Origin of the sequence: Haloglomus salinum (genome assembly GCF_024298825.1) — an archaeon.
GTDB classification, from domain to species: Archaea; Halobacteriota; Halobacteria; order Halobacteriales; family Haloarculaceae; genus Haloglomus; species Haloglomus salinum.
Window position 1 is genome coordinate 3,037,328 of sequence record NZ_CP101153.1, and the last position, 24,844, is coordinate 3,062,171.

Consider the following 24,844-nt stretch of genomic DNA (forward strand, 5'->3'; position numbering starts at 1 on the left):
TCAACCGCAGCGGCGCCCGGTATTCAAAGTCGCGATGCACGAGTCACCGGGAGCGCGTCCGCCCTACGGACAGTCCTCGTCGGCCTGCGACATACGGTCGGGTCCCTGGTTGACGAATCGCACCTCGCCTGTCGACACCCGGACGAGCGCGGCCTGTCCGCCGTACTCGTGGACCTCGTCGTGACCCCGGACGACCACGCAGTCGTGGCTCTCGGGTACCTCGATGGTCTCGGACCGGGTGAACTCGCGGGTCCCGTGCGCGTGGAGGAGTTCACGCTGTCCGAGCCGCTCGCCGTCACGGGTCTCGATCTGCCACCAGTTCGCGTAGCCGTCCTCACCATCGTCATCGTGGTACAGCGTCACGTCGAAGCGGAACGCGCGGCCGGACTGCTGCTCGACGGTGACACCCGTGACGTTCGCCTCGCGGAGGTCGAGGCCGCCGTCGGTCGCCGACTGCGTCGGGGAGTCTCCCTGCGTGGGCGTCGGGTCGGCGCTGTCGGGCATCCCCTCGTCCTCGTCGCCACCACCACCGGGGCCATCCTCGCCCTCACCGTCATCCGTTCCGCCCGCGTCGCTTCCGTCCCCGCCACTTCCGCCGTCGGTCGAGCAGCCGGCCAGCGTGACCAGCCCGCCGGCCGTGCCGACCAGTAGTGCCCGCGAGAGGGCTTCACGTCGGTTCATGCTGGCCCCCACGATTGCGCCCGGCGAAAAGCCGTCGCCGTCCGTGCGAAGGGGACACACGGCCCGTCGACCGCGACCCGCAACCGTTTCAAGTCCCCCGCCGAACCGTGGCCCGATGACCGAGGCGGACCTCACCGACGAGGAGCGCGAACGACTGGGCGACGTGGTCGCGCTCCAGCCCACGAAGAACTCCGAACTCGCCGACCGCTGGGGACTGGAGGGTGGCAGCGAGGTGCACTCCTACCTCGAGGAGCACCTGAAAGAGTACTACTTCCGCGACGAGAACAGTCTCATCCGGGCGACCGAGGAGGCTGCCGAGGTTTCCGGAGTCGCCCCCGGCGTCGAGGAGGCCGAGGACGGCAGTCGCGTCGTCCGCGTCCCGGACCTCCAGTATCACGTCCTCCGGGTTCTGTCCGACCAGGACGAGGACCCGCAGAGCGTCGTCGGCGTCCTGCAGGCCGTCCGCGGCCTCGACGGGGGACTCGACCCCGACAACGACGCTATCCGCGAATCCCTCCGCTCGCTCGCCAACAAGGGCGTCGTCGAGAAGGTCCAGTTGACCGTGCCGACCTATCGACTCGCGATGTCCCGGGCGGACCTGCAGGTCGAGCGGCTGGACGACTGACTGTCTTCGGGCCGTCACTGCACCGGCCCGCGTTCCCGGTTGGCGAGAACCAGCCATACATCCACTACCTCCGGGGCCCTCTCTCCGGTATGGGACTCGAATCAGTGATGACGACGGACGTGGTGACGGTCGCCCTCGACGACACCGTGCTGGACGTGGCTGCGGTGTTCCGCGAGCGTGATGTGGGGAGCGCCGTGGTCCTGAACGCCGACGACGAAATCGCCGGCATCGTCACCGACCGCGACCTCGTCGTCTTCGGTCAGGAGTTCGTGGAGACGCTGGAGCAGACGCTCGTGAACCAGGTGCTCTCGCCCGTCGTGTTCACCGTCTCTCCGGACACGGACACGCACGAACTCGCCCGGATGATGCGCGAGGAAGGGGTCAGACGGGTCCCCGTCGTCGAGGACGGAGACCTGCGCGGCATCGTGACGCTCGACGACCTCGTCGTCGTGCTGGCGGAGGACCTGGAGAACCTCGCGGCCCTCATCAGAGCCGAATCGCCGTCACGGATGGTCGTGGACTGACGCTGCTCCCCGCCGTCGCGGAGGCGGTGTGCGCTCGCGACAATAGTCTTATCTGAATTTTAGAACGACTATATGTCCGATAATTGTTGAGTTCCTGTATCTGGGTGTGTATACTTCTGCTATCTCCGGAACCGCTCGCGCTGCCGCTCCAGCAGCCGCTTCGCACCATTCCCGGGACCACCGTCGATAGGCCAGCCATTCGCCCGCCACACCGGTGGCTCCGGCTCGAACTGGGGGCACGACCCCGAGCACTCGCGGGCGGTGACGCAGCGGCCCTTCGCGGCGCAGGCCGGGAGCGGTGCCTCGGCATCGGCCAGCCGGAAGTGCCGACAGTCCGTCCGGACCTGCCCCATGTAGCCCCGCCAGCCGCGCTCGTAGGCGCGCTCGGCGATCTCACGGCGCTTGCCGGCCTTCCACTCGGCGTCGGCATACTCGAACCGGGCGGCCGACTGGTCGTGTGCGCCCCCGTCGGGCCGTTCGAGGATTTGCGTGCCTGGCGCATCGACCGCGAGCGACCGCGGGTACCAGACCGGCTCCACGTCCAGCCCCGCGGGGCCGCCCCCCTCGCGCACGGCGAGGATGCCGGCCTCGACGGGGAGTCGCTCCAGCAGGGCCGGTTCGACGCCTCGGCCGTCCGTGTCCCTGTCGGCGGTCGCGCGCGTGGCGACCCACACCTCGTCGGCGAGGCCCAGCGCCACGTCGCGCTCGAGCTGGTCGCCGAGGGCTCGTGCCGCGCTGGCGTCGAGGTCCGGCTTGTTCTCGATGGCGACAACCCGCTCGACCCACTCCGGGTAGCGCCACCGCCGTCGGAGCTCGATGCGGTTGCCGCGCTTGCGACGCTCCACGAGGTCCCGGTCGGCGGCGGTGTGGACCGCCTCGCGGACGTACTGCCAGGGGTAGCCCGGATCGGGGAGCGCATCCCGGTACCACGCCCAGTCTGCCGGCGCGTTGCGGACGACGTGCAACAGGTCCGAGTCGAGCGCGCGCTCGCCGAATACCGCGCGCGCGCCGAGTTGCTCCCGGTCGCACTCCAGTACCAGCGTGTCCCACCGGCGGTTCCGGACCCCGAGCTGACGGGCGACCATGGCGACGCGATTCTCCGGCAGCTCACCGCCAGGAGGCCAGGACGCCTCGGTCCACCGACAGACCCGCAGCTCGAAGGGGAACTCGCGGTCCGGGAGCGGCCAGCCGCTGACGGCGCCGTCGGTCACGCCTGGCCCGAAGCGGGCGGACGGCTAAACGGTTCCGTCGGCCCGCGACGTGTCGGGGGGACCCGATGGCGACAGGCCTTTCGCCTCCCCGGGCACGAGCGCTGGCATGGACTGGGACGGTGACCGTCGTCGCTTCCTCCAGGCGGCCGGCGCGACGGGCCTCGCGGCCGGGCTCGCGGGCTGTGCCTCCCTCTCGGACTCCCCGGGTTCCGGGACGCTCACGGGTCGGCCACCGGCGGTGACGTACGATGTCGGAGCGTACCGGGTGCTGTGGGCGCCCCCGGACGAGACCGGGAACGACGTGTCCGCCCTTCGGGTCCGCCACCCCGAGAGCGGAGCGACCGTCCTCCGGTCGGTTCCGGGCGAGAACGTCCTCGCGGCGGCGCGTGCGACGCTGGACGTGACCGAGCGGCGTGGCACGTTCGACCTCGAGGAGACCACCGACACGGCGTTCGTCGACCAGCGCGTGCGGTCCGTGACGCCCGGCACGGCGACCCATGGCGACCCGTTCCCGTCCGGCGTCGAGACGGTGACGCTATCGGGACTGCTCGAGGCCGAGGACGGCGAACCTGTCGAGTACGACCTCGCGTTCGCCGCGCTCCCGGACGGCCACTGCGGCGTTCACGCGAGCGTCGGTGGCGAGGCCGAGCGCCTGCGCCTGCGCTACCGGACGCCCGCCGACGAGTGCGTCTACGGCTTCGGCGAGCAGTACAGCCACGTCGACCTGACTGGCCACGAGGTTCCCATCGTGACCCAGGAGCAGGGCATCGGCCGGGGGCGCCCGCTCGTCACGCAGGTCGTGAACGCCGCCGCACCTGGGGCCGGCGGTGGCCCCTTCTCGACGTACGCACCGATGCCGTACGCGCTCTCGGATGCCGGCTACGGCGTCTGCCTGGAGAACACCTCCTACAGCGTGTTCGACCTCCGCCGGCGCCGCGAGACATCCGTCCGGTGCTACACCGACGCCCTCGAAGCGCGCCTGTTCCCCGCCCCGACGCTCGCGGATGGCGTCGAACGGTTCACCGAGTACGCGGGTCGGATGCCCCCGCTCCCGTCGTGGCTGAACCGCGGTGCCGTCGTCGGGCTGCAGGGCGGCACCGAGAAGGTCCGAGAGGTGTGGGCCGAACTCCGGAAACGGGACACGCCGCTCGCCGGTGTCTGGCTCCAGGACTGGGTCGGCGCCCGCGAGACGAGTTTCGGCTCCCAGCTCTGGTGGAACTGGGAGCTCGACGAGGCCACCTACCCCGGCTGGGATGAGCTCGTCTCCGACCTCCACGACGCGGGCGTGGGCGTCCTCGGCTACGTCAATCCGTATCTCGCCGACGTGAGCGAGAAAGCGGGCGTGGACCGCAACCTGTTCCGCGAGGCACGTGAGGCCGGCTACCTCGTCACCGAGTCCGAGAGCGACGAGCCGTACATGCTCACCATCACCGACTTCGATGTCGGTATCGTCGACCTCTCGAACGACGCTGCGCGCGACTGGTTCCGCGTGGTCATGCGCGAGAACGTCCTCGGTAACGGGTTCGACGGCTGGATGGCCGACTTCGGCGAGGGACTCCCCTTCGAGGCCGACCTCGCGGACGCCGACGCCGCCAGCTACCACAACCAGTACCCCGTCGAGTGGGCCGCACTCAACCGGGAGGTCGTCGAGAACGCGAGCGAGGACGGCCCCGGCGGCGACCACCGGCTCGGCCGCCCGACGTTCTTCACCCGCGCCGGCTTCACCGGCTCGCCCGGCGAGAGCACACTGTTCTGGACCGGCGACCAGCTCGTCTCCTGGGACGACGACGATGGGCTCGGGACCGTCGTGCCGGCGCTGCTCTCCTCGGGACTGTCGGGCATCTCGCTCAACCACCCCGACGCCGGCGGATACACCAGCGTCGTCCGTTCGGGCGTCGGTATCAGTCGCTCGCGCGAGGAGTTGCTCCGGTGGCTGGAGCTGTCGGCGTTCACGCCCGTCTACCGCACCCACGAGGGGAACCAGCCCGGTGAGAACGCACAGATATACGACGACGCGGGCACGTACGACGCGTTCGCCCGGTTCGCGAAGGTGTACGCCGCGCTCGCGCCGTACCGGGAGCGGCTGATGCGGGTCGCGGCGGGCCGGGGCCTGCCGCTGGTGCGGCCGCTCGCGATGCACTACCCCGACGACGACATCGCGGCGGGCCGTGACGACCAGTTCCTGCTCGGCCGGGACGTGCTGGTCGCCCCCGTCACCGCGCGGAACGTGCGCGACCCGTTCGTCTACCTCCCCGAGGGCGAGTGGCGCCACCTCTGGTCGGGCGAGATACGGCGAGGCCCCGGCTGGCGGCGGGAGCTAGCGCGACTCGGCGAGCCGCCGGTCTTCCTGCGCGTCGGGAGCGACGTGGCCGCGTCGCTCCCCGACCGCCTGCGGTCGCTGGGCCTGCTCGACTGAAGGTCAGGCGCCGTCGCCACGCTCGCCGCCGTCGGCCTCTGCCGTCTCCTCCTCGGTTCCGGCGCTCGCGTCCGCTTCCTCCTCGTCCTCCTCCAGTACCTCGTCGAGGAAGTCGTGGGCCTCCCGGAGGATGTCGCGGGGGCCGTCCTGGGTGATGGTGTTGATGGCCTGCTCGTAGTCGCGCCACTGCAGGTCGCGGTGCTCCTTCGATAGTTCGGCGGACGCTTCGAACGACTTCGCGATGAACAGGTGGACCGTCTTGTGGATGGTGTTCCCGTTCGCCTCGAACACGTAGTCGTAGTCCTCGCGGAAGCCATCGATGAGCCGGAAATCCTCGATTCCGGCCTCCTCTTTCACCTCTCGGATTGCCGTCTGCTGTAACTCCTCCTCGCCCTCGACCCCACCCTTGGGGAACTCCCAGTCCCCCGGACGGGACTTGAGCAGGAGGTACTCACGACGGCCACGGGTATCACGGAAGAGGATGGCTCCCGAACTCGTGGCCTCTATCATTGTTGGCGAGTAGACGACCATCCGTTAAATCGGTGTCGGACATCAGACCTGTCCGATTCCGGATGGTGCTTCCCGCCGGATGCGCGGGCCGTCTCCGCGTGGTCCCTGGTCGTCCCCCAAGAACCGACGTGTTTAGTATCGATAGTCGACAAGCCCGTCCGTCATGGAGTTCTGTGACGAGTGTGGGTCGATGATGCACACGGAGGGTGAAACCTGGGTGTGCCGGTCCTGTGGCCACGAGCAGTCGCGTGACGAGTCGAGCGACGCGGCGGCGACGACCAGCGAGGCCCAGCAGGAGGACGGGGGGCCGGACGTGGTCGACGCGACCGGCGGGACCGGGGAGGCCGTGCGGGAACCCTGCCCGGCAGACGGATGCGACAGCGAGCGGGCCCGCTACGAGATGCTGCCGAAACCCGGCGGGTCCTACGAAGTCCGGCTGTTCACCTGCGCCGAGTGTGGTCACAAGTGGCGCGAATCCTGACCTCGCCCGAGGCTGTGCTCCCGGGACCGGTGCGTTTAGTACCGGGAGTCAACAAGGGCGCCCATCATGGAGTTCTGCGACGAGTGCGGTTCGATGATGCACACGGAGGGCGGCGAGTGGGTCTGCAAGTCCTGCGGCGCCACGAAGCCCCGCGACAGTGCCAGGGACGCGGCGATGACCACGACCGAGGGACAGGACACCGACAGTGGCCCCGTCGACATGTCGGAGGTCGACGACGAGGAGATCGGGCCGACGACGAAGGTGGTCTGTCCGGAGTGTGGCCACGACCGCGCTCGCTACGAGATGAAGCAGATCCGGGCCGCCGACGAGTCCGAGACGCGCTTCTTCACCTGCACCGAATGCGGGAAGAAGTGGCGCGAGGACGACCACTGACTCCCGGAACGCCCGATACCGACAACTGGGGGCGCCCTACCGCAGGGTGCGTTCGGGGGCGACACGTTTTAGCCGCTGGGCGGACCACAGTCGGCTAGCCATGGGCAGCACGCGCCTCCCGCGTCGACCCCGCAACGTCCGCCAGCCCGCGGTCCGCGCGGCGCCGTGCTGTTGTTGTTGTTGACTCTTCTGTCCGCCTCTCCCCGGTGCCGCCGCGTCGTACCACCCGCCGATTACGCCACTCCCACACTCACCACATGCTCGACCACGTTCGCGAGGACATCCGTACCGCCCGCGAGACCGACCCTGCAGCCACCAGCACCGTCGAGGTCCTGCTCTATCCCGGCCTGCATGCCGTCTGGTGTCACCGACTGGCCCACGCGCTCCATGCCCGGGGACACCCGTTCGCCGCTCGCCTGCTCTCACAGCTCGTCCGACTGTTCACCGGCGTCGAGATCCACCCTGCGGCCGACATCGGCCGTCGGTTCTTCATCGACCACGGCATGGGCGTCGTCGTCGGTGAGACGGCCGCTATCGGCGACGACGTGACCTGTTACCACGGCGTCACGCTGGGCGGTGACTCGCCGCGGCGCGAGAAGCGCCACCCCACCGTCGAGGACGGCGTCACGCTGGGCGCGAACGCGACGCTCATCGGCGATATCGCCATCGGACAGGGAGCCACCGTGGGTGCCGGCGCGGTCGTCTCGAAGGACGTGCCTGCCGGTGCAACCGTCGCAGGGAACCCCGCTCGCCGGATCGACGCTGGAGACAGCGTCGACGCCGACGAGTCCGCCGAGAGCGACGAACTGACGGTCTGTGGCCCCGACTGTCCCGCGGAGCCGGCCGACTGAGCGGGCGGCGCCGGGAAGCTGTCAGCAACAGAACATGAACGGGAACATCAGCGCGACGCGGTCCCCGTCGTCGAGTTCGGTATCGAACCCGTCCAGATGCTCGTTGAACGCCCCGTTGACGACGACACGGACGTAGGGACGGGTCTGCTCGCCCTCGGGGTTCTTCGCCCAGTCGCCCGGGAGGTCATCGACATCGACCCAGCCCTCCGTACTGGCCTCGGCCTCGGTTTCCGCGACGAGCATCTCCTGCAGTTCGGGATGCTCGGCGAACAGCGCGTCGAGGAACTCGCGGAGCGTCTCTCCCTCGAAGGTGTAGTCGAAGCGGTGCTCGCCGAGTTCACGCCGGACGTGGCCGGTCGCCTTCACGTCGACCGTGGTCGTCACCGCCTGTTCGCTCGATGCGTCGGTGGTCGTGCTCATGACGGACCGTTCCGGCGGCATCCGCCTGTAGATACCCCCGAATATGTTCGGGTGGTGGCGCTGGTAGCGATTCGCGGTGCTGGCGGCCGAGAACGGGCGCGAGAAACAGCGGAAGCAGCACGCCAGCGGCGTGCCTCAGTAGGTCAGCGGTTCGACCAGCTCGATGCGGTCGCCGTCGGACAGTTCGGCCTCGGCGCCGCCGCGGTACTCGTTGAACGTGCCGTTGACCATCACGCGGACGAACGGTCGTTTGCCCGCCCCGAGGTCGTCCCGGATGTCGGTCCAGCCGGCGTCGTCCTCATGGCGCGTCTCGCCGATGAGGAGGTCGGCCAGCTCCGGCCGTTCGCCGAGGAGCGCCCCGACGAACTCGCGGAGCGTGTCCCCCTCGAAGGTGAACTCGAAGCGGTTCTCATCGAACTGTCGCCGGAACCGGCCACACGCGCGGACATCGACGGTCGTCGTCTGCGCCGTGGTCGTCCCTTCGGCCGGTGCCTCCGCACCGGGCGGTGTGTCGGTGAGGCCTGTGGCGTTGGGGGTCATACATTATCGTTGTGAGGCCCGCATCATGAAGCTGCTCCCGGTTCTCGACGCCCGGGAATAAGTGGGTACAGCGGCGCTCGCGCCTCGATAGCGTTTCCCACACGGCGGCGACGGTCCCGGTCGGGAAGCGGACTCGACCGGGGGTCGCCGGTGTCGGGTCGGAGACGCGCTGTGCCGCGGCAGGTGGCTGGGCGTCCCCGCCCGCCGCCTTCGCATGGGTTTTCAACCGGGGCTCCGAGTAGTTGATATGGCGCGGAACCCGCGCTCGGAGTCGGACCCCCCTCTTGGCGATGTCCTCACGGCGCTCGATGACGCGGACTGTCGAGCGATCATCCGAGCGCTCGACGAACCGCTATCCGCTGGAGAGGTGTCCGACCGGTGCGACATCCCCTCCTCGACGGCCTACCGGAAGCTCGACCTCCTGACGGAGGCCGACCTGCTCCGGGAAGCGACCGAGGTGCGGCCGGACGGCCACCACACGACGCTGTACGAGGTCGATTTCGAGCGTGTGGTCATCGCACTCGACGAGGAACGCTCGCTCGAGGTCGGTATCGACCGGCCGACACGGTCGGCGGACGAACAGCTGGCGGCGATGTGGAAGGAGGTACGGAGGGAAACCTGACCATGGTACATCCGATAGGAATCACAGTAGCGAAGACGGTGACCCTGCTCCTGGGCGGGCTCATCACCTACATGACGGCGAAGGCGTATCGACGGACCGGTGCCCCGTCGCTCCGAGCGCTCGCGATCGGCTTCGGCATCATCACCATGGGCGGCGTCATCGCTGGGGTCGGCGACCTCGCGGGAATCGTCGACCTCCGCACCAGCGTGCTGGTCCAGAGCGTCATCACGGCAATCGGGTTCGGCGTCATCACGTACTCGCTGTACCAGGAGTGATCGCCGCGGCCCCGGCGCCCGTTCCCAGCGGCTGGGAGCCGGCAGCCCGTGCTATTATCTCACGTGGCATCTACTCTGATATGTTCCCTAGCGAACCCCTGCTGGTGGCCACCAAACTGGCGACGCTCGCGCTCGGCAGCGTCATCGCGGTGGTCGCCCATCGGGCATACCGTCGCACCGGCAACCAGTCGCTCCGTGCGCTCGCTCTCGGCTTCGGCCTGCTGGCTACCGGGGCGGTCGCCGCCGGACTCCTCCACATGTCCGGCGCCCTGTCGCTGGCCGAGAGTCAGACCATCCAGAGTCTCTGCACCGCTGCCGGCCTGGCCGTCATCGTCCACTCGCTCCTCATCGACGACGCCCCCCGGCCGGGCGTGGGACAGGACCAGTGCTCGACCGGCGGCCACAACTGACACGCGTCAGCCGTCGGTCGGCACGTTCGGGCTCCCGTCCTCGTGGTGGTGCCACAGGTAGAGCGCGGCGTACGACCGGAACGGCCGCCATGGCTCGGCGCGCTCGACCATCTCCGCGCGAGTGAGGTCCCCGTGCAGTGACTCCATCGCGCGCCGGATGCCGAGGTCCTCGACGGGGAACACGTCCTCACGGCCGAGGGCGAACATCGCGAACATCTTGCCGGTCCAGTCGCCGACGCCGCGGATGTCGGTCAGGTCGTCGACGACGGCCGTGTCGTCCATCGCGGCGAAGCGGTTGCGGTCGAGGCGACCCTCCCGTGCGGCCTCGGCGGCGCTCTGCACGTAGTCGACCTTCTGCCGGGAGAGTCCCACATCCCGGAGCGCGTCCTCGTCGGCCGCGAGCAGGCCCTCGGATGTCACCTCGAAGCGGTCGAACAGTCGCTCGCGGATCGCCGCCGCGGAGGCCGAGGAGAGCTGCTGATTGACCAGCGAGACGACGAGCCGCTCGAACGGGTCGCCGGTCGGGTCGAGTTCGAGGGGGCCGTACGACTCGACCAGCGGTGCCAGCGTCTCGTCGCCGGCGAGGTGAGCGTGCGGGTCCTGCGGCTCATCGGAGGTTCCGTGGGAGACCGCGTCGTCATCGTCGGCGTCGGGGGCCATCGACGCCGACTCGGTGGCCGGGGCGGATATGCCTCTCGCTCGTGGCGAACAGGCGGCACGACAGCGTCCCGAACCGTGTGCTGCGCTGGCGGAACCGAGCGGGGAGTGGCGTCCTTCCCGCTCGGGTCGGCGGTCCGGGAGCGACTCGTCAGGGCATGGGGGCGCTGGTCCCGGAATCTGCCTTCAAATATCGGACGGTGTGGGGCCGCGCCGGCGTGGCTGGTGGAGAATAATTCTGATAATCGTCGAACAATCGAGGTCAGGGCCAAATTTCTGCCGTAGGTCGGAATCTGGAACGCTGACTTCTACTCTTCTGAGAGCTCCTCTTCTTCGGCGTTCTCCCCGGGGCCGAGGTCGCTGTCCGCGCGCCGCCGGACGTCGACCCGGTAGTGTTCGAGGATGTCCCGGCCCAGCAGCATCGGGTAGTCCATGTGCGAGCGGTCCTCGACGGACGCGGCGACGGTGTGCTGGGTGCCCCCGACGCCGACGACCACGTCGACGACGGGACGGGACTTGCCGGACTTGAGGCTGCCCGATTTGATCTTCACGATGTCCTTGATGGGGCCGGTCCCGACATCGGCCGCGAGGCGGGCGTCGATGCTGGTCCTGGTGGCGCCCGTGTCGGATTTGGCCATGATGGACTTGCGCCCGCTGGTGCCGATGACGTCGACCTCCTCGATGTAGCCGATGACGGCGGGTTCGCTCGCCTCCTCTGTCTCGATGCGCGGCGCACAGGAGGGCCGGGAGTCGTCGAGCGTGGTCTCCAGCCGTCGGACGGCCTCCTCGTCGACGGTCGCGCCGGCGCAGTCGAGTGCCAGCCGGGCGATGTGCGGTGCCGGCGAGCGCCCGGTCGCCTCGAACAGCCCCTTGAAGCCGGCTGTGGGGTTCACCTCCAGGATGTACCAGCCGGCGTCACCCTCCACGAGGTCGACGCCGGCGTAGTCCAGCCCCACCACGTCCGTCGCACGGGTCGCGATGTCGACCACCTCGTCGGTGAGCGCGTCGCCGGCGTTCTCGACGTCGCCGCCGAGCGCGACGTTCGTCCGCCAGTCGTCCTCCGGGGCGTGTCGCCGCATCGCCCCGACCACCTCGCCACCGACCACGTACACCCGGAGGTCGGTGTGGCTCTCGGGGTCGCGTTCGAGGAACTGCTGGATGAACGCCTGCCGGGTCCCGACCTTCGGGTTGATACTGTCCTCCTCGCCGAGCTTCCATGTTCCGCCGCCGTGCGTGCCGATGGCGGTCTTGTAGACGAACTCCGGTTCGAACCGGTCCCGGCCCTCCTCCATCCGGTCCTTCGAGAGCGCCATCAGCGCGTCCGGGACGGGGAGGCCCGCGTCCGACAGCGCCGCAGCACTGGCGAACTTGTGGAGCGCCGTCAGTGTCGCCGGCGGCCGGTTGAGCATCGGCGCCAGCCGCTCGACGGTCGCGGCGAGTCCCAGCAGCTCGGCCGGGTGCCCCTCCTTCGACAGCAGCAGCCGGTTCACGACCACGTCCACGTCCGGCTCGAGCCGTGGTTCGCCGTCCTCGATCTCGACCGCGAGGTTCTCGGCCCGGAGCCACTCTGTCCCGTGGCCCAGATCATCGACCGCGTTCAGAATCGCCTTCGTCTCCTTCGAGTTGTGGAGACTCAGGACACCGACCGTCGTCTCGCCGGCATCGCCACCGGGCGGGGTTCCCGTACTCATACCTCTAGCCGTTCGGGGGTCGGACCCTAATCCTGACGGTGCGTACGGCCGCACTGTCGTGGGACAGCGCCATTCGTCCGTCAGTTCTCAGTCAGCGGGACGCCGACCGAGAGGTCTTCGAGCACGACCGTCCCGGGGGTGCGGATGGAGCCGTGTATCGGGAACATGTCCGAGACCGCGGTGACCGTGAGATAGAGCTGTTCACGTGGGCCGATATCGGCAGCGACGCCGGGCAGTTCGACGGTCCGCTCGACACCCATCACCGGGTCGGCCTCGTGCAGTGGCATCACGTTGTTCTGGAGGACCTGTGCTGTGGCCGGGCTCTCGCCGACCGAGAGCCCGAAGAACAGCCGCTGATCGACGCCGAGGGCGGTGACCGTCGCCGACAGCTCCGGGACGCCGGCGACCGTCAGCGGGCCGTCGTCGAGGGGCAGGTGGATCGGTGCCCCGGCTCCCGTGGTGGTGGCGACCGTGTCCGTGTTCGCGACGCCGAGCCCACCAGCGCCGTCACCGTACACCGAGAGGTCGGCCTCCCCGTACGGCGTCCGGTCGTCGACCCGGTCGACGGCGACCCTGCGTTCCCCGGAGGCGGTCTGGAGCAGGTACGGCGAGCCGACGACCGAACGGGCGTCGCCGCTGTCGCTGCTGTCGCCGCGTATCGCCTCGAAGAACGTCAGCCGGGCGTCCTCGTAGAACGTCGGCCCCGAGACGACGCCGCCGAAGCTCCCGTCGCCGGGCGGGAACGTGTTCGGCAGCGCGTGGCCCCCGTTGTAGCCGACGACCGCACTCTGCCCGCGTGCGCTGTCCGTGAGCCCTCGCTCGAAGTTCTTCCACGCCTGGTTGAAATTGAACAGGTTGTCGGACAGTCCCTGACCGAAGAGGACGGGCACGTCGAGCCGGATGTCGCGCTCGACGAACCCGACCGGCCCGTTGTCGAAGAACCGCGATTCGAGGTCCGGTTCGCCCAGTGGCTCGCCGTCGGGCCACTGGCCGGTCGTCGCACCGTAGGCGAGTCCTTCGTGGACGTGTTGCGGGACCATTCCCGCCCCGAGGGTGTAGAGTGCCAGGACCCAGGTCGAGCGGACCACCTTCTCGGGTGCGAGCGACTCCGTGAGGTCGAACCAGGTGATCTGTGGCGCGAGCGCGTCGAAGCGTGTGTAGCCCTTCACCGCGGTCTCGGTGAACGCCCCGACGAGCTGGTAGCCGCCCCCGTAGCTCCTGCCCATCGCGAAGACGGCCGGGTTGTCCTTCTTCGGGATGGGGAGCCCCTTCGGCTCGCTCCGGGCGACCCACGGCAGGTCGGCGACGTGGTCCAGCACCGCGATGACGTCCTGGCCCTCGCGCTCCGGGCTCTGGACGTACGCCTGTCCGCCGGACTCGCCGTGGCCGCGCTGGTCGAAACTCAGCACGCCGAAGCCGGCGTCGAGCTCCGTCCGGAACGCGCCCTCGCTCGAGGTCCGCGAGCCGCCCCACCCGTGTGAGTGGAGAATCATCGGGACCGGGTCGTCGGCCGACGCACCTCCCGGTCGGTACACCGTCGCCGCGATGTCGACCGGGTGTGGGGAGTTGTCGCTCGTGATCGTGACGTTCTCCCTGGTGTGGTCTCGCGCTGCCGCGCCGGCCCCCACTCCGAGGCCGAGTGCGGCCCCGCTCGCCGCGGTGAGTGTCAGGTAGCGCCGTCGCGTTACGCCGTCGGTCGTCCACTGGGGGTCGTCGGTCATGGCTGGTGTGGTCGTGTGTCCGTGCCGGCCCCGGTCGGGACGGCCGGTCGTACACGGAGTGCGGGCAGGGCCGACGTGGCGGTTGCGCCGGGCAACAGGGGTTGCTTAAGACGCTCCGGGGTCCGGGCACGTTGCCCCGGCCGTGAGTTGGGGGCTTTTGTAGTTGCGCGTCCCCGGTGTGGGCATGACCGACGACGCCGCCGCGGACGACGAGGGGCAGTCGCTCCTCCCGGGGCCCGAGGACGAACCCGAACCGTTCACCTACGACGGCGGGCGCGTCGACCCCGGCGAGACCCAGAACGTCCGGTACGGCGTCAGCGAGACCTACCTGGGCGAACCGGTCCGGTTGCCGGTCACCATCGTCAACGGCGAGCGAGCCGGGCCCACGATGTTCCTCTCGGCGGCCGCGCACGGCGACGAGCTGAACGGTATCGAGGTGGTCCGCGAGGTGGCCCACGAGTGGGACCACACCGACCTCGCGGGGACGCTGGTCTGCCTGCCCGTGTTGAACGTCCCGGGGTTCATCGCCCAGCAGCGCTACCTCCCCATCTACGACCGCGACCTCAACCGCTCGTTCCCGGGCGACCCCGAGGGCACGTCGGCCAAGCGCATCGCCAACCGTATCCACCGCAACTTCCTCGAGCCCTGCGACCTCGGCCTCGACTTCCACACCTCGACTCGGGGGCGGACCAACACCCTGCACGTCCGCGCGGACATGGAGCACCAGCGGGTCGCCCGCGTCGCCAACGCGTTCGCCTCCAACGTCATCATCGCGGGCGAGGGGCCGTCGGGGGCGCTCCGGCGCGAGGCGACCGAGGCCGGCGTTCCGACCATCACCGTGGAGATGGGCGAGGCCCACCGCTTCCAGCGCGACCTCATCGACCGAGCGCTGGCGGGGACGCTCTCGGTCATGGCGGAGTTCGGTCTGCGCGACGAGGAGGCGGTCGCCTGGCCCGGCTGGCGGACCGTGGTCGACGGCTCGGCCGAGAAGACGTGGCTCCGCGCGGACGCCGGCGGCCTCGTCGAGATGCACCACGAGCGCGGCTCGCTCGTCTACGAGGGCGACACGGTCTGCACCATCACGAACCCGTTCAAGACGGACTCTGCGGTCGTGAAGGCGCCGTTCACCGGACTCCTCGTCGGCGTGCTGGAGAACCCGCTCGTCTACCCGGGTAACCCGCTCTGTCACCTCGTCGAACTCGACGGGCGGACCCGGCGCGCGCTCGAACGGGAGGGTGAGCGTACGTCGGGCGGGTCTGCCTGAGACGACGTCCTGCCTGCGACGACCCCTCGCCGATACGACCGCCCGGAGTGGTCAGTCGTAGTCGTCGAACTCGAACTCCTCCTCTTCCTCGTCCTCGTCGCTCAGGAACCGTGTCTTCACCAGGTAGGCGACGACCGCGAGGAACATCAGTCCGACGAGCGCGCCCACGACCGCCTTCTTCGAGCTGCCGCCGCTCCCCGGCGGGATGTCCTCTCCCGCGGCCTCGAACGAGACGTCCTCGGCGTCGCGCCCGTCCTCCCCCTTCGTGAAGGAGGCGTCCTGTACGTGGACCTCCAGGAACGTGATGTCGACCATGGTCGGGATTCAGTCGGCGAGGGTTTAGCGGTTGTGGGGAATCCTGGTCGGCGTCTCTGCACTCCTACGTCCGGCGGTACGCCGACACGCCGGGCGGGCCCACCGGAGACCGGGTGTCGGTGCGTTTATCCGGTCGGCCCGCGCGTTCTGTGGTATGCCGGGGCGACCGCTCGACGTGCTCGAAGAGACGCTCGGAGAGGAAGTGACGGTTCACCTGAAGGGCGGCGAGGTGTACGACGGCGTCCTCGAGGGGTACGACCAGCACATGAACCTCGTCGTGGCCGACGGGGAGAACACAACGATTATCCGCGGCGATAACGTCGTCTCGATTCAACCAGAACCATGACTGGAGCCGGCACGCCCTCTCAGGGGAAGAAGAACAAGACGACCCACGTGAAGTGCCGCCGCTGCGGCGAGAAGTCCTACCACAAGCAGAAGAAGCAGTGCGCGTCCTGTGGCTTCGGGAAGTCCGCGAAGCGACGGGACTACGAGTGGCAGGGCAAGACCGGCGACAACTGAACGCGGGCCACACGACGACCGAACCGCGATCCTTCTGTTCGCGGCTACCATCGACAGCCGCGGCTCATCCGGCATGTATGAACCCGCCGGTGGTGCCCGGTGACGGCTGTGTCACCGGGAACGACCCAGTTGCGAATCTTTTTGCCGGTCCGGTCGCTCCCTCCGCACAATGACAGGCCGGGACCACCGGGACCTGGGCGGCCCGACGGAGAAGTGCGGCGTCGTCGGGGTGTCCCTGGACGAGCGGGCCGCTGCACGGCCCCTCTACTACGCGCTGTACGCGCTCCAGCATCGGGGGCAGGAGTCCGCCGGAATCGTCACCCACGACGGCTTCCAGCAGCACTCGCACGTGGAGATGGGCCTCGTCGGCGACGCCTTCGACGAGGACGATATCGACCAGTTGAACGGGCCCGTCGGCATCGGGCACGTCCGCTACCCGACCGCCGGGAGCGTCAACGCGTCCTGTGCGCAGCCGTTCTCCGTCTCGTTCAAGTCCGGCTCGCTGGGGCTCAGCCACAACGGCAACCTCGTCAACGCGGGCGAGATTCGCGACGAACTCGCGAATCTGGGTCACGCCTTCACCTCCGACGGCGACACGGAGGTCATCGCCCACGACCTCGCGCGCAACCTGCTGGAGGAGGACCTGGTCCGCGCGGTCAAGCGCACGATGAGCCGCATCCACGGCTCCTACTCGCTCACCATCATGCACGACGACACGGTGATGGGGGTGCGCGACCCGCAGGGGAACCGGCCGCTCTGCATCGGTGAGATCGACGACGGCTACGTCCTGGCCTCCGAGTCCGCGGCCATCGACGTGCTGGACGGGGAACTCGTCCGCGACGTGAAGCCGGGCGAACTCATCATCCTCCAGCCCGACGGCGAGGGATTCGACGCCTACCAGCTGTTCGAGCAGGAGAACACCGCGCACTGCTTCTTCGAGCACGTCTACTTCGCGCGGCCGGACTCGGTCATCGACGACCACCTCGTCTACGACGTCCGGCGTGACCTCGGGCGCGCGCTCTGGGACGAGAGCGGTGTCGACACGGACGTCGTCATGCCCGTCCCCGACTCCGGGCGCGCGTTCGCCTCGGGCTACGCCGAGGCCGCCCAGGAGGAGGACGCCAGCGTCGAGTTCGCGGAGGGGCTGATGAAGAACCGCTACGTCGGGCGGACGTTCATCATGCCCACGCAGGACGCTCGCGAGCGCGCCGTCCGCCTCAAGCTCAATCCCATAAAGGATGTCGTCGAGGACCGCACCGTCACCATCATCGACGACTCCATCGTCCGGGGCACCACCTCGACGCAACTGGTACAGCTGATGCGCGACGTGGGGGCCGCCGAGGTCCACGTCCGTATCGGTGCGCCGCCCATCATCGCGCCGTGCTACATGGGCATCGACATGGCCTCGCGCGAGGAGCTCATCGCCGCCGACAGGACCGTGCCCGAGATCGGCGACGAGATCAGCGCCGACTCGCTGGAGTACCTCTCGATCGACGCGGTGGCCGACGCGCTGGACCAGTCGCGTGCGGACCTCTGTCTCGGCTGTGTCACCGGCGAGTATCCCTACGATATCGAGGGCGAGACGACCGACCGCGACGTGGAGCGGCCCGTCATCGGCAGCGAGCCGGCGGCGGCCGACGACTGACCTCCGGTCCCGTTCTCAGTCACTCCTCCCCGCCCGTCAGCGTCCGGTACTCGTGTCGCAGCGGGTCCACCAGCGTCGGCAGCAGGACGAACGCCGCCCCCAGCGCCACCAGCGCTATCCAGAACGGGCGGGTCCCGTCCGTGACTCCCTGCGGCAGGAGGGCGAACGTCCCGAGGAGCAACACCGCGACGGTGGTCAGTTCGCCGAGGCCGCGGACCACCACCCGGGGGTGCTCGCGGAACTGCTCGCGGAGTTCCGCGAGTTCGGCACCAAGGTTCATGCGCGAGGATGTGGCGGCACGCCTCTTAGCTCCCGGGGACCGCGGCGCGTTCCACTCCTCGTCCGGTTCAGTACACCAGATACAGCATCGCGTAGACGCCGATGCCCAGCGAGAACGAGACCAGCCACAGCGACGCCGCGACGCGGCCGACGCGCGGATGGAGCGAGCCGAACACCTCGCTCGTCGGCCGCGTCGCGGCCACGAGTAGCACGTAGTACAGCAGCGGCACGCAGACGATGGCGAGCAGGATGTGGATGCCCAGCATCGGGAGGTAGACGAACTGCTCGACGGCCGCTGGCCCGGGGAACGGGGTCGGACCCAGCAGCGCGACCCGGTAGAGGTACAGCACCAGGAAGGCCGCGAACAGGCCGAAGCTCGCCACCATCAGGCGCGCGTGGCGCTGGACGTTGCCACGGCGGATGGCCCGCCACCCGGTCACGATGGTACCGATGGCGACGAGGCTGATACCGGCGTTCACGGGTGGGATGGCCCCCAGTACGCTGTCGGGTGCTCGAGGGAGCAGGCCACGTGGGACGACCCCGAGCGCGGCCGCGAAGACGAGTGCCAGCGAGACAACCGTCAACAGTGCCGTGGCTTCCGGCACGCGGTCCCGGGGGAGGAGCGATCCCTGTCCCGGCTCTGAGGTGGTCATGCGTGGCCGTACGGGCGGGGGGATTATCGGTGCCGTGAGACGTGTGCCAACATTTATCATGGCTGGGCAGCAACGATACCATACGAGGAATGACGTACTCAGACCCGCACCACGCCGACGACCCCATCTACGAGTGCATGGACTGCGGTGACCGTCCGTCGGACGTGGATGGCCGCCTCTGCCCCAAGTGTGGTGGCTACCTCACGAACCTCGGCGTCGCGCGTGACCGGTGAGGCGTCGAGCCGCCGAGATAGCCGACATGGTGGCCGCGCCCGGGATGAATCGATGCAGTTCTCCAGCTACGGTTCCGACTCCGGTGGTCTGGCACCCATCGTCTCGTAATCGATGAGCGAAACGAGAGCACTCCGCCTCAAGACGGACGGAGATTTCCACCGACTCGGTGACGAGATCACGGTCGAGGTACGGGACGAGCGCGGCGTCCCCGTCGCCGGCGCCGTGGTACGATTCCCCGATGGAGGCACGGTGGTCACGGACGCCGATGGGACGGCCACGGTCGTGGCCGATACGACCGGAATCCTGCGGCTTCGGGCCACCAGGGAGAACGAGGACGGGGTGTCGTACGCGCCCGACGAGCACCTGGTTCGTGTCGAGGAGGCCTGACCCTGCGTCGTAGCCACCGCTGTCGGGGTAGCGTTCGGAGAGAGTCTGCGTGGGTGCCGCCCCAAAGGGACGGCACCTGCACTGCCTGGGGCGACGCCCCAGGTTATGGCAGTGCGTGGGACCGGATTTGAACTTCCGTCGTTCCGCTCGCTTCGCTCGCTCCACGACGACCCTCGGCCCACGGGCCTCGGCGGAGGAAGACGTTCCGGGCGTGCGGCGCGCGAAGCGCGCCGTTCCGGGCTGCGACTTCCAGGGCTCGCGCCCTGGCGGGCGCTCACCGGCGGACCCCTACGGGACAATGCCCTCACTGCGCGTCGCGGTTCGGCTTGGAGCCGAGCGACGCGGCCGTCGCTGTCGGAGTAGCGTTCGGTAGGATTTGCGTGGGTGCCGTCCCAAAGGGATGGCACCTGCACTGTCGTTGCACCACGAGGGTGCGATGCAGTGCGTGGGACCGGATTTGAACCGGCGGACCCCTACGGGACAGCGCCCTCAACGCTGCGCCGTTGGCCTGGCTTGGCTACCCACGCACGCGTTGCGTGCCGAAGCCAATCGAACCGACGAGAGATTTGCTGATATGGTTTTCGTTCCGCGGACGGGGCGAGGTAGTGTGACACGGTGCCGGCGTGGGCGTGGAATCGCCCGGAGAATCGGGCCGAACGCGAATTTGAAGTGGCTGGGTCGGCTCAGTGGCGCCATGGCGAAGTATTCGACCGGGGGCCGAAGCGGTGGCGCCAGCGACAGTTGTGAGCTGTGTGGCGCCGAGGACCGCGACCTCCGGACGGCGACCGTGGCGGGCGCGAAACTGGAGGTCTGTGGCGAGTGCGCCCGGCACGCCGAGGACGGCGACGACCGCGAGCAGGACGACGGCGAGCAGGAACGTCGGCGAGAGGCCGCGCGTAACACCGCGAAGCTCAACGACGCCCGCAAGGGCAACCCCGAACACTGGGAGCAGGGTGGCACGGACTACGACGACGACCCGCTCCCGTACCTCGTGCGCGACTACGGTGACCGACTGGAGGCGGCCCGACAGGAGGCCGGCCTCCAGACCGACGAACTCGCGGGCGAACTCGGTGTCGACGAGGCCGACGTGCTGGCCGTCGAGCAGGGTCGTGCGACCCGCGCGGGCGTCGGTGGCTCGCTCATCACGGCGCTCGAAGAACGGCTCAACGTCCAGCTCGCCGAGGACACCTGAGACGCCCGCCCGTGCCGTGGCCCGCCGGCTCGTGACCACTTCCAGCTCGGGGTCCGAACGTTGAAACGGCTCGCTCGCATCCCTCGGCACGATGGAAGGAGGGTCGGCCCGGTTGCTCGCACTCCCGCCGGCGGTCGTCGCAGACCGTTCGCCCGATGCCGTCGCGGACGCCTGTGACTACTTCGACCCCGACGGCGTCTGGGTGCTCGCGACCGAGCGCGCCCCCCGCGCGCATGCGACCGTGCGCTCGGCCACGGGCGGAGCCGAAGCAGTCCCCGTCGTCCACACGCCGCTCGCGCGTGACGACGCGCCCCGACACGACCGACTCGGCAGTGCCGACGGTGGCGTCGACGTGGTGAGTGTCCGCGACCCGTCCGCGCTCCTCGAGGTCGGGCGACAGCTCCGGGACGGCGTCATCGACGCCGCGCCCGAGACCACGACGTTCGTCGCCTGCCCCGTCGCGGTCGAGGTGGACGCAACGCAGCTGTCCGCGACACTCCCGGTCGCTGCCGACCTCGCCGCGCTCGTCGCGACCGCCCCCGGGAACGTGGTGGTCCTGAGCGACCTGCTGCCAGCCGACTACGACCACGAGTGGACACTCGACGCGCCCGACGGTGCGGACGAGACGGATGGACCGCTCACGGTCCGTCTCCACGGGCTCGGCGCGGCGGAGGGGTACGGCAGCCGTGACGTGGCCTGTCTCACGCTCTCACCCTCGGGCGCGGTCGGGACCGAGCGCGTGGGTGCGGACCGGTTCGGCCTGCGCGCGCTGGAGGGGGTCGGTCCGCGGACCGCCGACCGGCTCCGCGAGGCGGGCGTCCGCTCGCGCGCGGACGTTCGGCGGACACCGCTGCGACAGTTGACCGACGTGACCGGTGTCGGGCGCGACACCGCCGAGCGCGCGACACGGCACGCGGAGGTGCTGGATTCGGGTGACCCACTCCGCCTGAGCACGAGCGCGCTCCCCGGCGAGCCGGCCGCTCGGCCCCCACTCTGTCTCGACATCGAGACGGACGGGCTCTCCCCGACGATCATCTGGCAGGTCGGCGTCTACGACCCCTCTGCCGACGAGCACCACGCGTTCACCGAGCGCGAGGACCCGGACGACCCCGGCCGCGTCGTCGAGCGATTCGTGACGTGGCTGCTCGCCGACCACCCGGAGCGCGACCTGCTCACGTGGAACGGCAATCGATTCGACTACCGGCACCTGACGAGCTTCGTCGAGCGGTACTGCCCCGAGTACGCCGCGGCGTGGGACGGCTACTGGAAGCACGACCTGTACGACTGGGCCGTCCGGCAGGACAACGCGCTGCTCCCGGGGCGCACGAACAAGCTCGACCACGTCGCGCGCAAGCTGGGGTACGCGGGTGCCGACACTGGCCTCGACGGGGCCGCGACCGCCGCCGCGTACGGCCGGCTCATGCGCACCGGCGAACCCCTGGACTGGGCCCGCCACGAGGCGTACTGCGAGGACGACTGCCGCGCGCTGTGGCACGTCTACGAGGCGCTCAAGGCGGCCGACCGCCGGGACAGTGTCGCTGGCGCGGCCGAGCGAACGACCGAGTCCGAACAGACGGGGCTGGGTGACTTCTGAGATGACGGGCGACGACCCATCGGCGGCAGCCACCGACGCGCTGCCCCTGACGGGTCGGGAACTGGTCGAGACGTTCCCCCGCTACGCCGACCTCGACGAGCACGTCTCCGTCCGCGAACTCGAGCCACGGGCGGCCCGCACGGTCCCGGTCGATGAGGTCCTGCGCCCGGAACTCGCCGCGAACTACCCGTACGACCCCTTCGTCCACCAGGCACGGGCGCTGGCGGCGCTCGACCGGGGCGAGAACGTCTGCGTCGCTACCAGCACGTCCTCCGGGAAGACGGACGTGTACGCCCTGCAAATCGCCCGGAACGTCCTCGACGCGCGGGCCCGGGACGCCGAGTCGACGGCGTACGTCGTCTACCCGATGAAGGCACTCGCGCAGGACCAGCAACGGGAGCTGTCGTCCCTGTACGACCGCCTCGGGCTGGACATCGAGGTGGCCGTCTACGACGGCGATACGGAACTGGGCGAGACGCGCCGGCGCATCCGCGAGGAGGCCGACGTGGTCATCTCGAACTTCATGGGCGTCAACACGTACCTCCACAACCACGATGTCTGGTCGCGGTTCTTCAACGCGTGCGACCTCGTCGTGGTCGACGAGTCCCATACCTACACCGGCGTTCAGGGGATGCACGTCGCGTGGATACTCCGCCGGCTGAAGCGCGTCCTCGACTACTACGGGAGCGACCCGTCGTTCGTCTGCTCCTCGGCGACCATCGGCAACCCGGGCGAGCACAGCGAGGCGCTGCTGGGTGAACCCGTCACCGTCGTCGACGAGGACGGGAGCCCACGCGGGCGCCGGGACCTCGTGCTGTGGAACCCGCCGCCGACGGAGCGGCGAGCCGACGCTGGCGGGGAAGATACGGGGGGTGAACGCGACGACGGAGAATCCTTCGAGCGCCAGCCCGCCTCCGTCGAGGCGCCGCGCGTCTTCTCGCACCTGACGTACCACGACGTGCGCACGCTCATGTTCACGCCGTCGCGGAAACTCGCAGAGCTGTCCGTCGGCCGCGCCCGCGAGCACCGCCGGGAGCATCCGCGCTCATACACCGCCAGCGAGCCGAGCCCCATCGAGCCGTACCACGCGGGCCAGGGCAAGCGCAAGCGCCACACGACCGAGCAGTCGCTCAAGTCAGGCGCGCTCGACGGGGTCGCGGCCACGTCGGCGCTCGAACTCGGCATCAACGTCGGCGAGATCGACGCGACGCTCCTGATGGGCTACCCCGGCCAGCGCCAGTCCTTCTGGCAGCGCGTCGGCCGCGCCGGGCGCGATGCCGCGGACGCCCTCTCGGTGCTCGTCGCTGACTACGCCACGCTCGACCAGTACATCGTCGACAACCCGGTGTACCTGCTGGAGGGCGACGTGGAGGACGCCGTGGTCGACACCACCAACGACCGCGTGTTCGCCCAGCACCTCCTCTGTGCGGCCGACGAGGTGGCCATCGACGAGACCGACGCGGGCGAGGGCCCCGACGACGCCTTCGCCGACCGGGACCGCCTCGAACGCGCGGTCGAGATGTGGCGCCGAGCCGGGAAGCTGACGGGCCACCTCGAGACGGGCGTCTCCTACGTCGGCCCGCCGCGCCCGCAGACGGACGTGAACCTCTACGCGACCGACGACGAGCAGTACCAGGTTCGCGTGACCGAGGACACGCCGCCCGAGCAGGAGCCGGACCTCGAACCGCTCGCGCGAGAGCGGGCCTTCCGGGACTACCACGAGGGCGCGGTCCGGGTCCACGGTGACCAGCAGTACGAGGTCGTCGATATCGAGCACGGGCGCGATGGCGGCACCAGCCAGCCGTACGTCCGCCTCCAGCCCGTCGACGTGGACTACTACACCCGTACCCGGTCCGAGGTGACCGTGCTCGACGCCGAGAGCGAGGAATCGCGCGAGGTGAACGGCTTCCGACTCCACTTCGGCACCGGGAGCGTCCTCGTCCACCACGCCGAGTACGACCGCGTCCGCATCAGCGACAACGAGCGCATCGGCACGCCCATCCCCACCGAGTTGCCGCCGCTGACGATGGACACGCAGCTCTGCTGGGTCGAAGTTCCCGAGCAGGTCGAGCGCGGGCTCGTCGAGCGGTACGCCGACTACCGGGTGCCCGACCTCCCCGAGGAGCAACAGTCACCGCATCTGGGCTACATGGGCGGGCTCCACGCGGCCGAGCACGGGATGATCGGCGCCGCGCCGCTCGAGTTGATGCTCGACCCCGGCGACCTCGGGGGCCTCTCGACGCTCCTGCTCGACGGGCATCTCGCCGAGGCCGAGCGCGCGGGAAGCGTCGACGAAGGCGGAGCCACAAGCGCAGACAGTGACGGCGACGCCCCCGGCAGCGTCGAGGCAGTCCGCACCGCGCTCGAGGCCCGCCAGCGCGAGGGGTCCCTGGAGCGCTCGGCGTCGGGCTGGTTCGTCTACGACGGTGTCGAGGGTGGGCTCGGCTTCTCCCGGGCCGTCTACGAGTCGTTCGAGGCGCTCGCGCGGCGCACCCGCGAGCGCATCGCGGCCTGTACCTGCGCCCGGACGGAGGGCTGCCCGGCCTGCGTGATGGACGAGAACTGCGGCAACGACAACCGGCCGCTCCACCGCGAGGCCGCCGTCGACGTGCTCGACCACCTGCTCGGCGACGCGGACGAGCGGGCGCTCGCCCCCGAGGAGACCGACGAGCGCCGGCCGCCGCTGTTCTACTCGTAGCTGGCTCGCCCGATGGCTTATGACCACGCCGTCGCT

The 24,844-nt window shown here is 69.6% G+C and carries 29 protein-coding genes and 1 tRNA gene; 18 read left to right on the plus strand and 12 right to left on the minus strand.

Annotated elements, in window-relative coordinates:
- Positions 1 to 63 precede the first annotated feature (63 nt).
- Positions 64 to 681, minus strand: coding sequence for a hypothetical protein (locus NL115_RS14650; RefSeq protein ID WP_254830087.1), 618 nt, complete (start codon positions 679 to 681; stop codon positions 64 to 66).
- Positions 682 to 796: 115 nt separating this feature from the next.
- Between NL115_RS14650 and NL115_RS14655 the strand changes: the two genes are divergently transcribed.
- A complete protein-coding gene (locus NL115_RS14655; protein WP_254830088.1) occupies positions 797 to 1,306 on the plus strand; it encodes a DUF5797 family protein in 510 nt (169 codons plus the stop codon).
- Positions 1,307 to 1,395: 89 nt separating this feature from the next.
- Positions 1,396 to 1,830 carry a CBS domain-containing protein gene (locus tag NL115_RS14660; RefSeq protein WP_254830089.1) on the plus strand — a complete coding sequence of 145 codons (435 nt, stop codon included), beginning with the start codon at positions 1,396 to 1,398 and terminating at the stop codon, positions 1,828 to 1,830.
- Positions 1,831 to 1,949: 119 nt separating this feature from the next.
- Here NL115_RS14660 and NL115_RS14665 read toward each other — a convergent pair whose 3' ends face one another.
- Positions 1,950 to 3,041: a DUF5787 family protein gene (locus NL115_RS14665; protein WP_254830090.1), complete on the minus strand. Its 1,092-nt coding sequence runs from the start codon at positions 3,039 to 3,041 to the stop codon at positions 1,950 to 1,952.
- Positions 3,042 to 3,147: 106 nt separating this feature from the next.
- On the opposite strand from NL115_RS14665, the gene NL115_RS14670 reads away from it, so the two are divergent.
- Positions 3,148 to 5,457, plus strand: a complete 2,310-nt coding sequence (locus NL115_RS14670) for an alpha-glucosidase (protein ID WP_254830091.1) — start codon at positions 3,148 to 3,150, stop codon at positions 5,455 to 5,457.
- A 3-nt stretch (positions 5,458 to 5,460) separates the two neighbouring features.
- Here the strand turns inward: NL115_RS14670 and NL115_RS14675 are convergent, their stop codons facing one another.
- Entirely contained in the window at positions 5,461 to 5,967 is a 507-nt protein-coding gene (locus tag NL115_RS14675) for a bis(5'-nucleosyl)-tetraphosphatase (protein ID WP_254830092.1), read from the minus strand.
- A gap of 163 nt (positions 5,968 to 6,130) precedes the next feature.
- Here NL115_RS14675 and NL115_RS14680 point away from each other — a divergent pair, with 163 nt between their 5' ends.
- From NL115_RS14680 to cysE, 3 genes are all read left to right on the plus strand, one after another.
- Positions 6,131 to 6,448 (plus strand): RPA12/RPB9/RPC11 RNA polymerase family protein, encoded by a 318-nt coding sequence (locus tag NL115_RS14680; protein WP_254830093.1) that lies wholly within the window; start codon positions 6,131 to 6,133, stop codon positions 6,446 to 6,448.
- A 66-nt stretch (positions 6,449 to 6,514) separates the two neighbouring features.
- Positions 6,515 to 6,841, plus strand: a complete 327-nt coding sequence (locus NL115_RS14685) for a transcription factor S (RefSeq protein ID WP_254830094.1) — start codon at positions 6,515 to 6,517, stop codon at positions 6,839 to 6,841.
- A 257-nt stretch (positions 6,842 to 7,098) separates the two neighbouring features.
- Positions 7,099 to 7,692, plus strand: coding sequence for a serine O-acetyltransferase (gene cysE, locus NL115_RS14690; RefSeq protein WP_254830095.1), 594 nt, complete (start codon positions 7,099 to 7,101; stop codon positions 7,690 to 7,692).
- 21 nt (positions 7,693 to 7,713) lie between these two features.
- Here cysE and NL115_RS14695 read toward each other — a convergent pair whose 3' ends face one another.
- Together NL115_RS14695 and NL115_RS14700 are read right to left on the minus strand one after the other, a co-directional pair.
- On the minus strand, positions 7,714 to 8,112 hold the full coding sequence (locus NL115_RS14695; protein ID WP_254830096.1) for a MoaD/ThiS family protein: 399 nt from the start codon (positions 8,110 to 8,112) through the stop codon (positions 7,714 to 7,716).
- A gap of 135 nt (positions 8,113 to 8,247) precedes the next feature.
- Complete coding sequence (locus NL115_RS14700; RefSeq protein ID WP_254830097.1) at positions 8,248 to 8,652, minus strand: MoaD/ThiS family protein; 405 nt, start codon at positions 8,650 to 8,652, stop codon at positions 8,248 to 8,250.
- 247 nt (positions 8,653 to 8,899) lie between these two features.
- On the opposite strand from NL115_RS14700, the gene NL115_RS14705 reads away from it, so the two are divergent.
- The 3 genes from NL115_RS14705 (at position 8,900) to NL115_RS14715 (ending at position 9,959) form a co-directional block, all read left to right on the plus strand.
- Positions 8,900 to 9,274: a winged helix-turn-helix domain-containing protein gene (locus NL115_RS14705; RefSeq protein ID WP_254830098.1), complete on the plus strand. Its 375-nt coding sequence runs from the start codon at positions 8,900 to 8,902 to the stop codon at positions 9,272 to 9,274.
- Between the two features lie 2 nt (positions 9,275 to 9,276).
- Positions 9,277 to 9,549, plus strand: coding sequence for a DUF7521 family protein (locus NL115_RS14710; RefSeq protein WP_254821665.1), 273 nt, complete (start codon positions 9,277 to 9,279; stop codon positions 9,547 to 9,549).
- 80 nt (positions 9,550 to 9,629) lie between these two features.
- Complete coding sequence (locus tag NL115_RS14715; protein WP_254830099.1) at positions 9,630 to 9,959, plus strand: DUF7521 family protein; 330 nt, start codon at positions 9,630 to 9,632, stop codon at positions 9,957 to 9,959.
- A 6-nt stretch (positions 9,960 to 9,965) separates the two neighbouring features.
- Here the strand turns inward: NL115_RS14715 and NL115_RS14720 are convergent, their stop codons facing one another.
- The 3 genes from NL115_RS14720 to NL115_RS14730 all read right to left on the minus strand — a co-directional run bounded on the left by NL115_RS14720 (position 9,966) and on the right by NL115_RS14730 (position 14,028).
- The gene (locus tag NL115_RS14720; protein WP_254830100.1) at positions 9,966 to 10,619 is read right to left on the minus strand and encodes a DNA-3-methyladenine glycosylase family protein; all 654 of its coding nucleotides are present in this window, start codon (positions 10,617 to 10,619) and stop codon (positions 9,966 to 9,968) included.
- 305 nt (positions 10,620 to 10,924) lie between these two features.
- On the minus strand, positions 10,925 to 12,307 hold the full coding sequence (locus NL115_RS14725; RefSeq protein WP_254830101.1) for a RimK family alpha-L-glutamate ligase: 1,383 nt from the start codon (positions 12,305 to 12,307) through the stop codon (positions 10,925 to 10,927).
- Positions 12,308 to 12,387: 80 nt separating this feature from the next.
- Positions 12,388 to 14,028 carry an alpha/beta hydrolase gene (locus tag NL115_RS14730; RefSeq protein ID WP_254830102.1) on the minus strand — a complete coding sequence of 547 codons (1,641 nt, stop codon included), beginning with the start codon at positions 14,026 to 14,028 and terminating at the stop codon, positions 12,388 to 12,390.
- A 184-nt stretch (positions 14,029 to 14,212) separates the two neighbouring features.
- Between NL115_RS14730 and NL115_RS14735 the strand changes: the two genes are divergently transcribed.
- Positions 14,213 to 15,292 (plus strand): succinylglutamate desuccinylase/aspartoacylase family protein, encoded by a 1,080-nt coding sequence (locus NL115_RS14735; RefSeq protein ID WP_254830103.1) that lies wholly within the window; start codon positions 14,213 to 14,215, stop codon positions 15,290 to 15,292.
- A 51-nt stretch (positions 15,293 to 15,343) separates the two neighbouring features.
- Here NL115_RS14735 and NL115_RS14740 read toward each other — a convergent pair whose 3' ends face one another.
- Positions 15,344 to 15,607: a hypothetical protein gene (locus NL115_RS14740; protein ID WP_254830104.1), complete on the minus strand. Its 264-nt coding sequence runs from the start codon at positions 15,605 to 15,607 to the stop codon at positions 15,344 to 15,346.
- A gap of 154 nt (positions 15,608 to 15,761) precedes the next feature.
- Here NL115_RS14740 and NL115_RS14745 point away from each other — a divergent pair, with 154 nt between their 5' ends.
- From NL115_RS14745 to purF, 3 genes are all read left to right on the plus strand, one after another.
- Positions 15,762 to 15,953, plus strand: a complete 192-nt coding sequence (locus NL115_RS14745) for an LSM domain-containing protein (protein WP_254830105.1) — start codon at positions 15,762 to 15,764, stop codon at positions 15,951 to 15,953.
- Positions 15,950 to 16,126 (plus strand): 50S ribosomal protein L37e, encoded by a 177-nt coding sequence (locus tag NL115_RS14750; RefSeq protein ID WP_254830106.1) that lies wholly within the window; start codon positions 15,950 to 15,952, stop codon positions 16,124 to 16,126. Before NL115_RS14745 ends, NL115_RS14750 begins: the two co-directional genes overlap by 4 nt.
- 169 nt (positions 16,127 to 16,295) lie before the next feature.
- Positions 16,296 to 17,771, plus strand: coding sequence for an amidophosphoribosyltransferase (gene purF / locus NL115_RS14755; protein ID WP_254830107.1), 1,476 nt, complete (start codon positions 16,296 to 16,298; stop codon positions 17,769 to 17,771).
- 19 nt (positions 17,772 to 17,790) lie between these two features.
- On the opposite strand, the gene NL115_RS14760 is transcribed toward purF, so the two are convergent.
- Together NL115_RS14760 and NL115_RS14765 are read right to left on the minus strand one after the other, a co-directional pair.
- Complete coding sequence (locus tag NL115_RS14760) at positions 17,791 to 18,051, minus strand: hypothetical protein (protein WP_254830108.1); 261 nt, start codon at positions 18,049 to 18,051, stop codon at positions 17,791 to 17,793.
- Between the two features lie 67 nt (positions 18,052 to 18,118).
- Positions 18,119 to 18,703: a DUF420 domain-containing protein gene (locus tag NL115_RS14765; protein WP_254830109.1), complete on the minus strand. Its 585-nt coding sequence runs from the start codon at positions 18,701 to 18,703 to the stop codon at positions 18,119 to 18,121.
- Positions 18,704 to 18,792: 89 nt separating this feature from the next.
- Here NL115_RS14765 and NL115_RS14770 point away from each other — a divergent pair, with 89 nt between their 5' ends.
- Both NL115_RS14770 and NL115_RS14775 read left to right on the plus strand, forming a co-directional pair.
- On the plus strand, positions 18,793 to 18,936 hold the full coding sequence (locus tag NL115_RS14770) for a rubrerythrin-like domain-containing protein (protein WP_254830110.1): 144 nt from the start codon (positions 18,793 to 18,795) through the stop codon (positions 18,934 to 18,936).
- Positions 18,937 to 19,048: 112 nt separating this feature from the next.
- Entirely contained in the window at positions 19,049 to 19,324 is a 276-nt protein-coding gene (locus NL115_RS14775; protein WP_254830111.1) for an Ig-like domain-containing protein, read from the plus strand.
- 442 nt (positions 19,325 to 19,766) lie between these two features.
- Here the strand turns inward: NL115_RS14775 and NL115_RS14780 are convergent.
- A tRNA-Leu gene (locus NL115_RS14780) sits at positions 19,767 to 19,851 on the minus strand.
- A 167-nt stretch (positions 19,852 to 20,018) separates the two neighbouring features.
- On the opposite strand from NL115_RS14780, the gene NL115_RS14785 reads away from it, so the two are divergent.
- From NL115_RS14785 to NL115_RS14795, 3 genes are all read left to right on the plus strand, one after another.
- Positions 20,019 to 20,516, plus strand: coding sequence for a helix-turn-helix domain-containing protein (locus NL115_RS14785; protein WP_254830112.1), 498 nt, complete (start codon positions 20,019 to 20,021; stop codon positions 20,514 to 20,516).
- A gap of 91 nt (positions 20,517 to 20,607) precedes the next feature.
- The gene (locus NL115_RS14790) at positions 20,608 to 22,110 is read left to right on the plus strand and encodes a ribonuclease H-like domain-containing protein (protein WP_254830113.1); all 1,503 of its coding nucleotides are present in this window, start codon (positions 20,608 to 20,610) and stop codon (positions 22,108 to 22,110) included.
- Between the two features lies 1 nt (position 22,111).
- Entirely contained in the window at positions 22,112 to 24,808 is a 2,697-nt protein-coding gene (locus NL115_RS14795) for a DEAD/DEAH box helicase (protein ID WP_254830114.1), read from the plus strand.
- The last annotated feature ends 36 nt before the right edge of the window (positions 24,809 to 24,844 follow it).

Excerpts from the sequence above, each read along its gene's own strand:
- NL115_RS14650 (WP_254830087.1), bottom strand. The coding sequence starts at position 681 with ATGAACCGACGTGAAGCCCTCTCGCGGGCACTACTGGTCGGCACGGCC.
- NL115_RS14655 (WP_254830088.1), top strand. The coding sequence starts at position 797 with ATGACCGAGGCGGACCTCACCGACGAGGAGCGCGAACGACTGGGCGAC.
- NL115_RS14660 (WP_254830089.1), top strand. The coding sequence starts at position 1,396 with ATGGGACTCGAATCAGTGATGACGACGGACGTGGTGACGGTCGCCCTC.
- NL115_RS14670 (WP_254830091.1), top strand. The coding sequence starts at position 3,148 with ATGGACTGGGACGGTGACCGTCGTCGCTTCCTCCAGGCGGCCGGCGCG.
- NL115_RS14675 (WP_254830092.1), bottom strand. The coding sequence starts at position 5,967 with ATGATAGAGGCCACGAGTTCGGGAGCCATCCTCTTCCGTGATACCCGT.
- NL115_RS14680 (WP_254830093.1), top strand. The coding sequence starts at position 6,131 with ATGGAGTTCTGTGACGAGTGTGGGTCGATGATGCACACGGAGGGTGAA.
- NL115_RS14685 (WP_254830094.1), top strand. The coding sequence starts at position 6,515 with ATGGAGTTCTGCGACGAGTGCGGTTCGATGATGCACACGGAGGGCGGC.
- cysE (WP_254830095.1), top strand. The coding sequence starts at position 7,099 with ATGCTCGACCACGTTCGCGAGGACATCCGTACCGCCCGCGAGACCGAC.
- NL115_RS14695 (WP_254830096.1), bottom strand. The coding sequence starts at position 8,112 with ATGAGCACGACCACCGACGCATCGAGCGAACAGGCGGTGACGACCACG.
- NL115_RS14700 (WP_254830097.1), bottom strand. The coding sequence starts at position 8,652 with ATGACCCCCAACGCCACAGGCCTCACCGACACACCGCCCGGTGCGGAG.
- NL115_RS14705 (WP_254830098.1), top strand. The coding sequence starts at position 8,900 with ATGGCGCGGAACCCGCGCTCGGAGTCGGACCCCCCTCTTGGCGATGTC.
- NL115_RS14710 (WP_254821665.1), top strand. The coding sequence starts at position 9,277 with ATGGTACATCCGATAGGAATCACAGTAGCGAAGACGGTGACCCTGCTC.
- NL115_RS14715 (WP_254830099.1), top strand. The coding sequence starts at position 9,630 with ATGTTCCCTAGCGAACCCCTGCTGGTGGCCACCAAACTGGCGACGCTC.
- NL115_RS14720 (WP_254830100.1), bottom strand. The coding sequence starts at position 10,619 with ATGGCCCCCGACGCCGACGATGACGACGCGGTCTCCCACGGAACCTCC.
- NL115_RS14725 (WP_254830101.1), bottom strand. The coding sequence starts at position 12,307 with ATGAGTACGGGAACCCCGCCCGGTGGCGATGCCGGCGAGACGACGGTC.
- NL115_RS14730 (WP_254830102.1), bottom strand. The coding sequence starts at position 14,028 with ATGACCGACGACCCCCAGTGGACGACCGACGGCGTAACGCGACGGCGC.
- NL115_RS14735 (WP_254830103.1), top strand. The coding sequence starts at position 14,213 with ATGACCGACGACGCCGCCGCGGACGACGAGGGGCAGTCGCTCCTCCCG.
- NL115_RS14740 (WP_254830104.1), bottom strand. The coding sequence starts at position 15,607 with ATGGTCGACATCACGTTCCTGGAGGTCCACGTACAGGACGCCTCCTTC.
- NL115_RS14745 (WP_254830105.1), top strand. The coding sequence starts at position 15,762 with ATGCCGGGGCGACCGCTCGACGTGCTCGAAGAGACGCTCGGAGAGGAA.
- NL115_RS14750 (WP_254830106.1), top strand. The coding sequence starts at position 15,950 with ATGACTGGAGCCGGCACGCCCTCTCAGGGGAAGAAGAACAAGACGACC.
- purF (WP_254830107.1), top strand. The coding sequence starts at position 16,296 with ATGACAGGCCGGGACCACCGGGACCTGGGCGGCCCGACGGAGAAGTGC.
- NL115_RS14760 (WP_254830108.1), bottom strand. The coding sequence starts at position 18,051 with ATGAACCTTGGTGCCGAACTCGCGGAACTCCGCGAGCAGTTCCGCGAG.
- NL115_RS14765 (WP_254830109.1), bottom strand. The coding sequence starts at position 18,703 with ATGACCACCTCAGAGCCGGGACAGGGATCGCTCCTCCCCCGGGACCGC.
- NL115_RS14770 (WP_254830110.1), top strand. The coding sequence starts at position 18,793 with ATGACGTACTCAGACCCGCACCACGCCGACGACCCCATCTACGAGTGC.
- NL115_RS14775 (WP_254830111.1), top strand. The coding sequence starts at position 19,049 with ATGAGCGAAACGAGAGCACTCCGCCTCAAGACGGACGGAGATTTCCAC.
- NL115_RS14785 (WP_254830112.1), top strand. The coding sequence starts at position 20,019 with ATGGCGAAGTATTCGACCGGGGGCCGAAGCGGTGGCGCCAGCGACAGT.
- NL115_RS14790 (WP_254830113.1), top strand. The coding sequence starts at position 20,608 with ATGGAAGGAGGGTCGGCCCGGTTGCTCGCACTCCCGCCGGCGGTCGTC.
- NL115_RS14795 (WP_254830114.1), top strand. The coding sequence starts at position 22,112 with ATGACGGGCGACGACCCATCGGCGGCAGCCACCGACGCGCTGCCCCTG.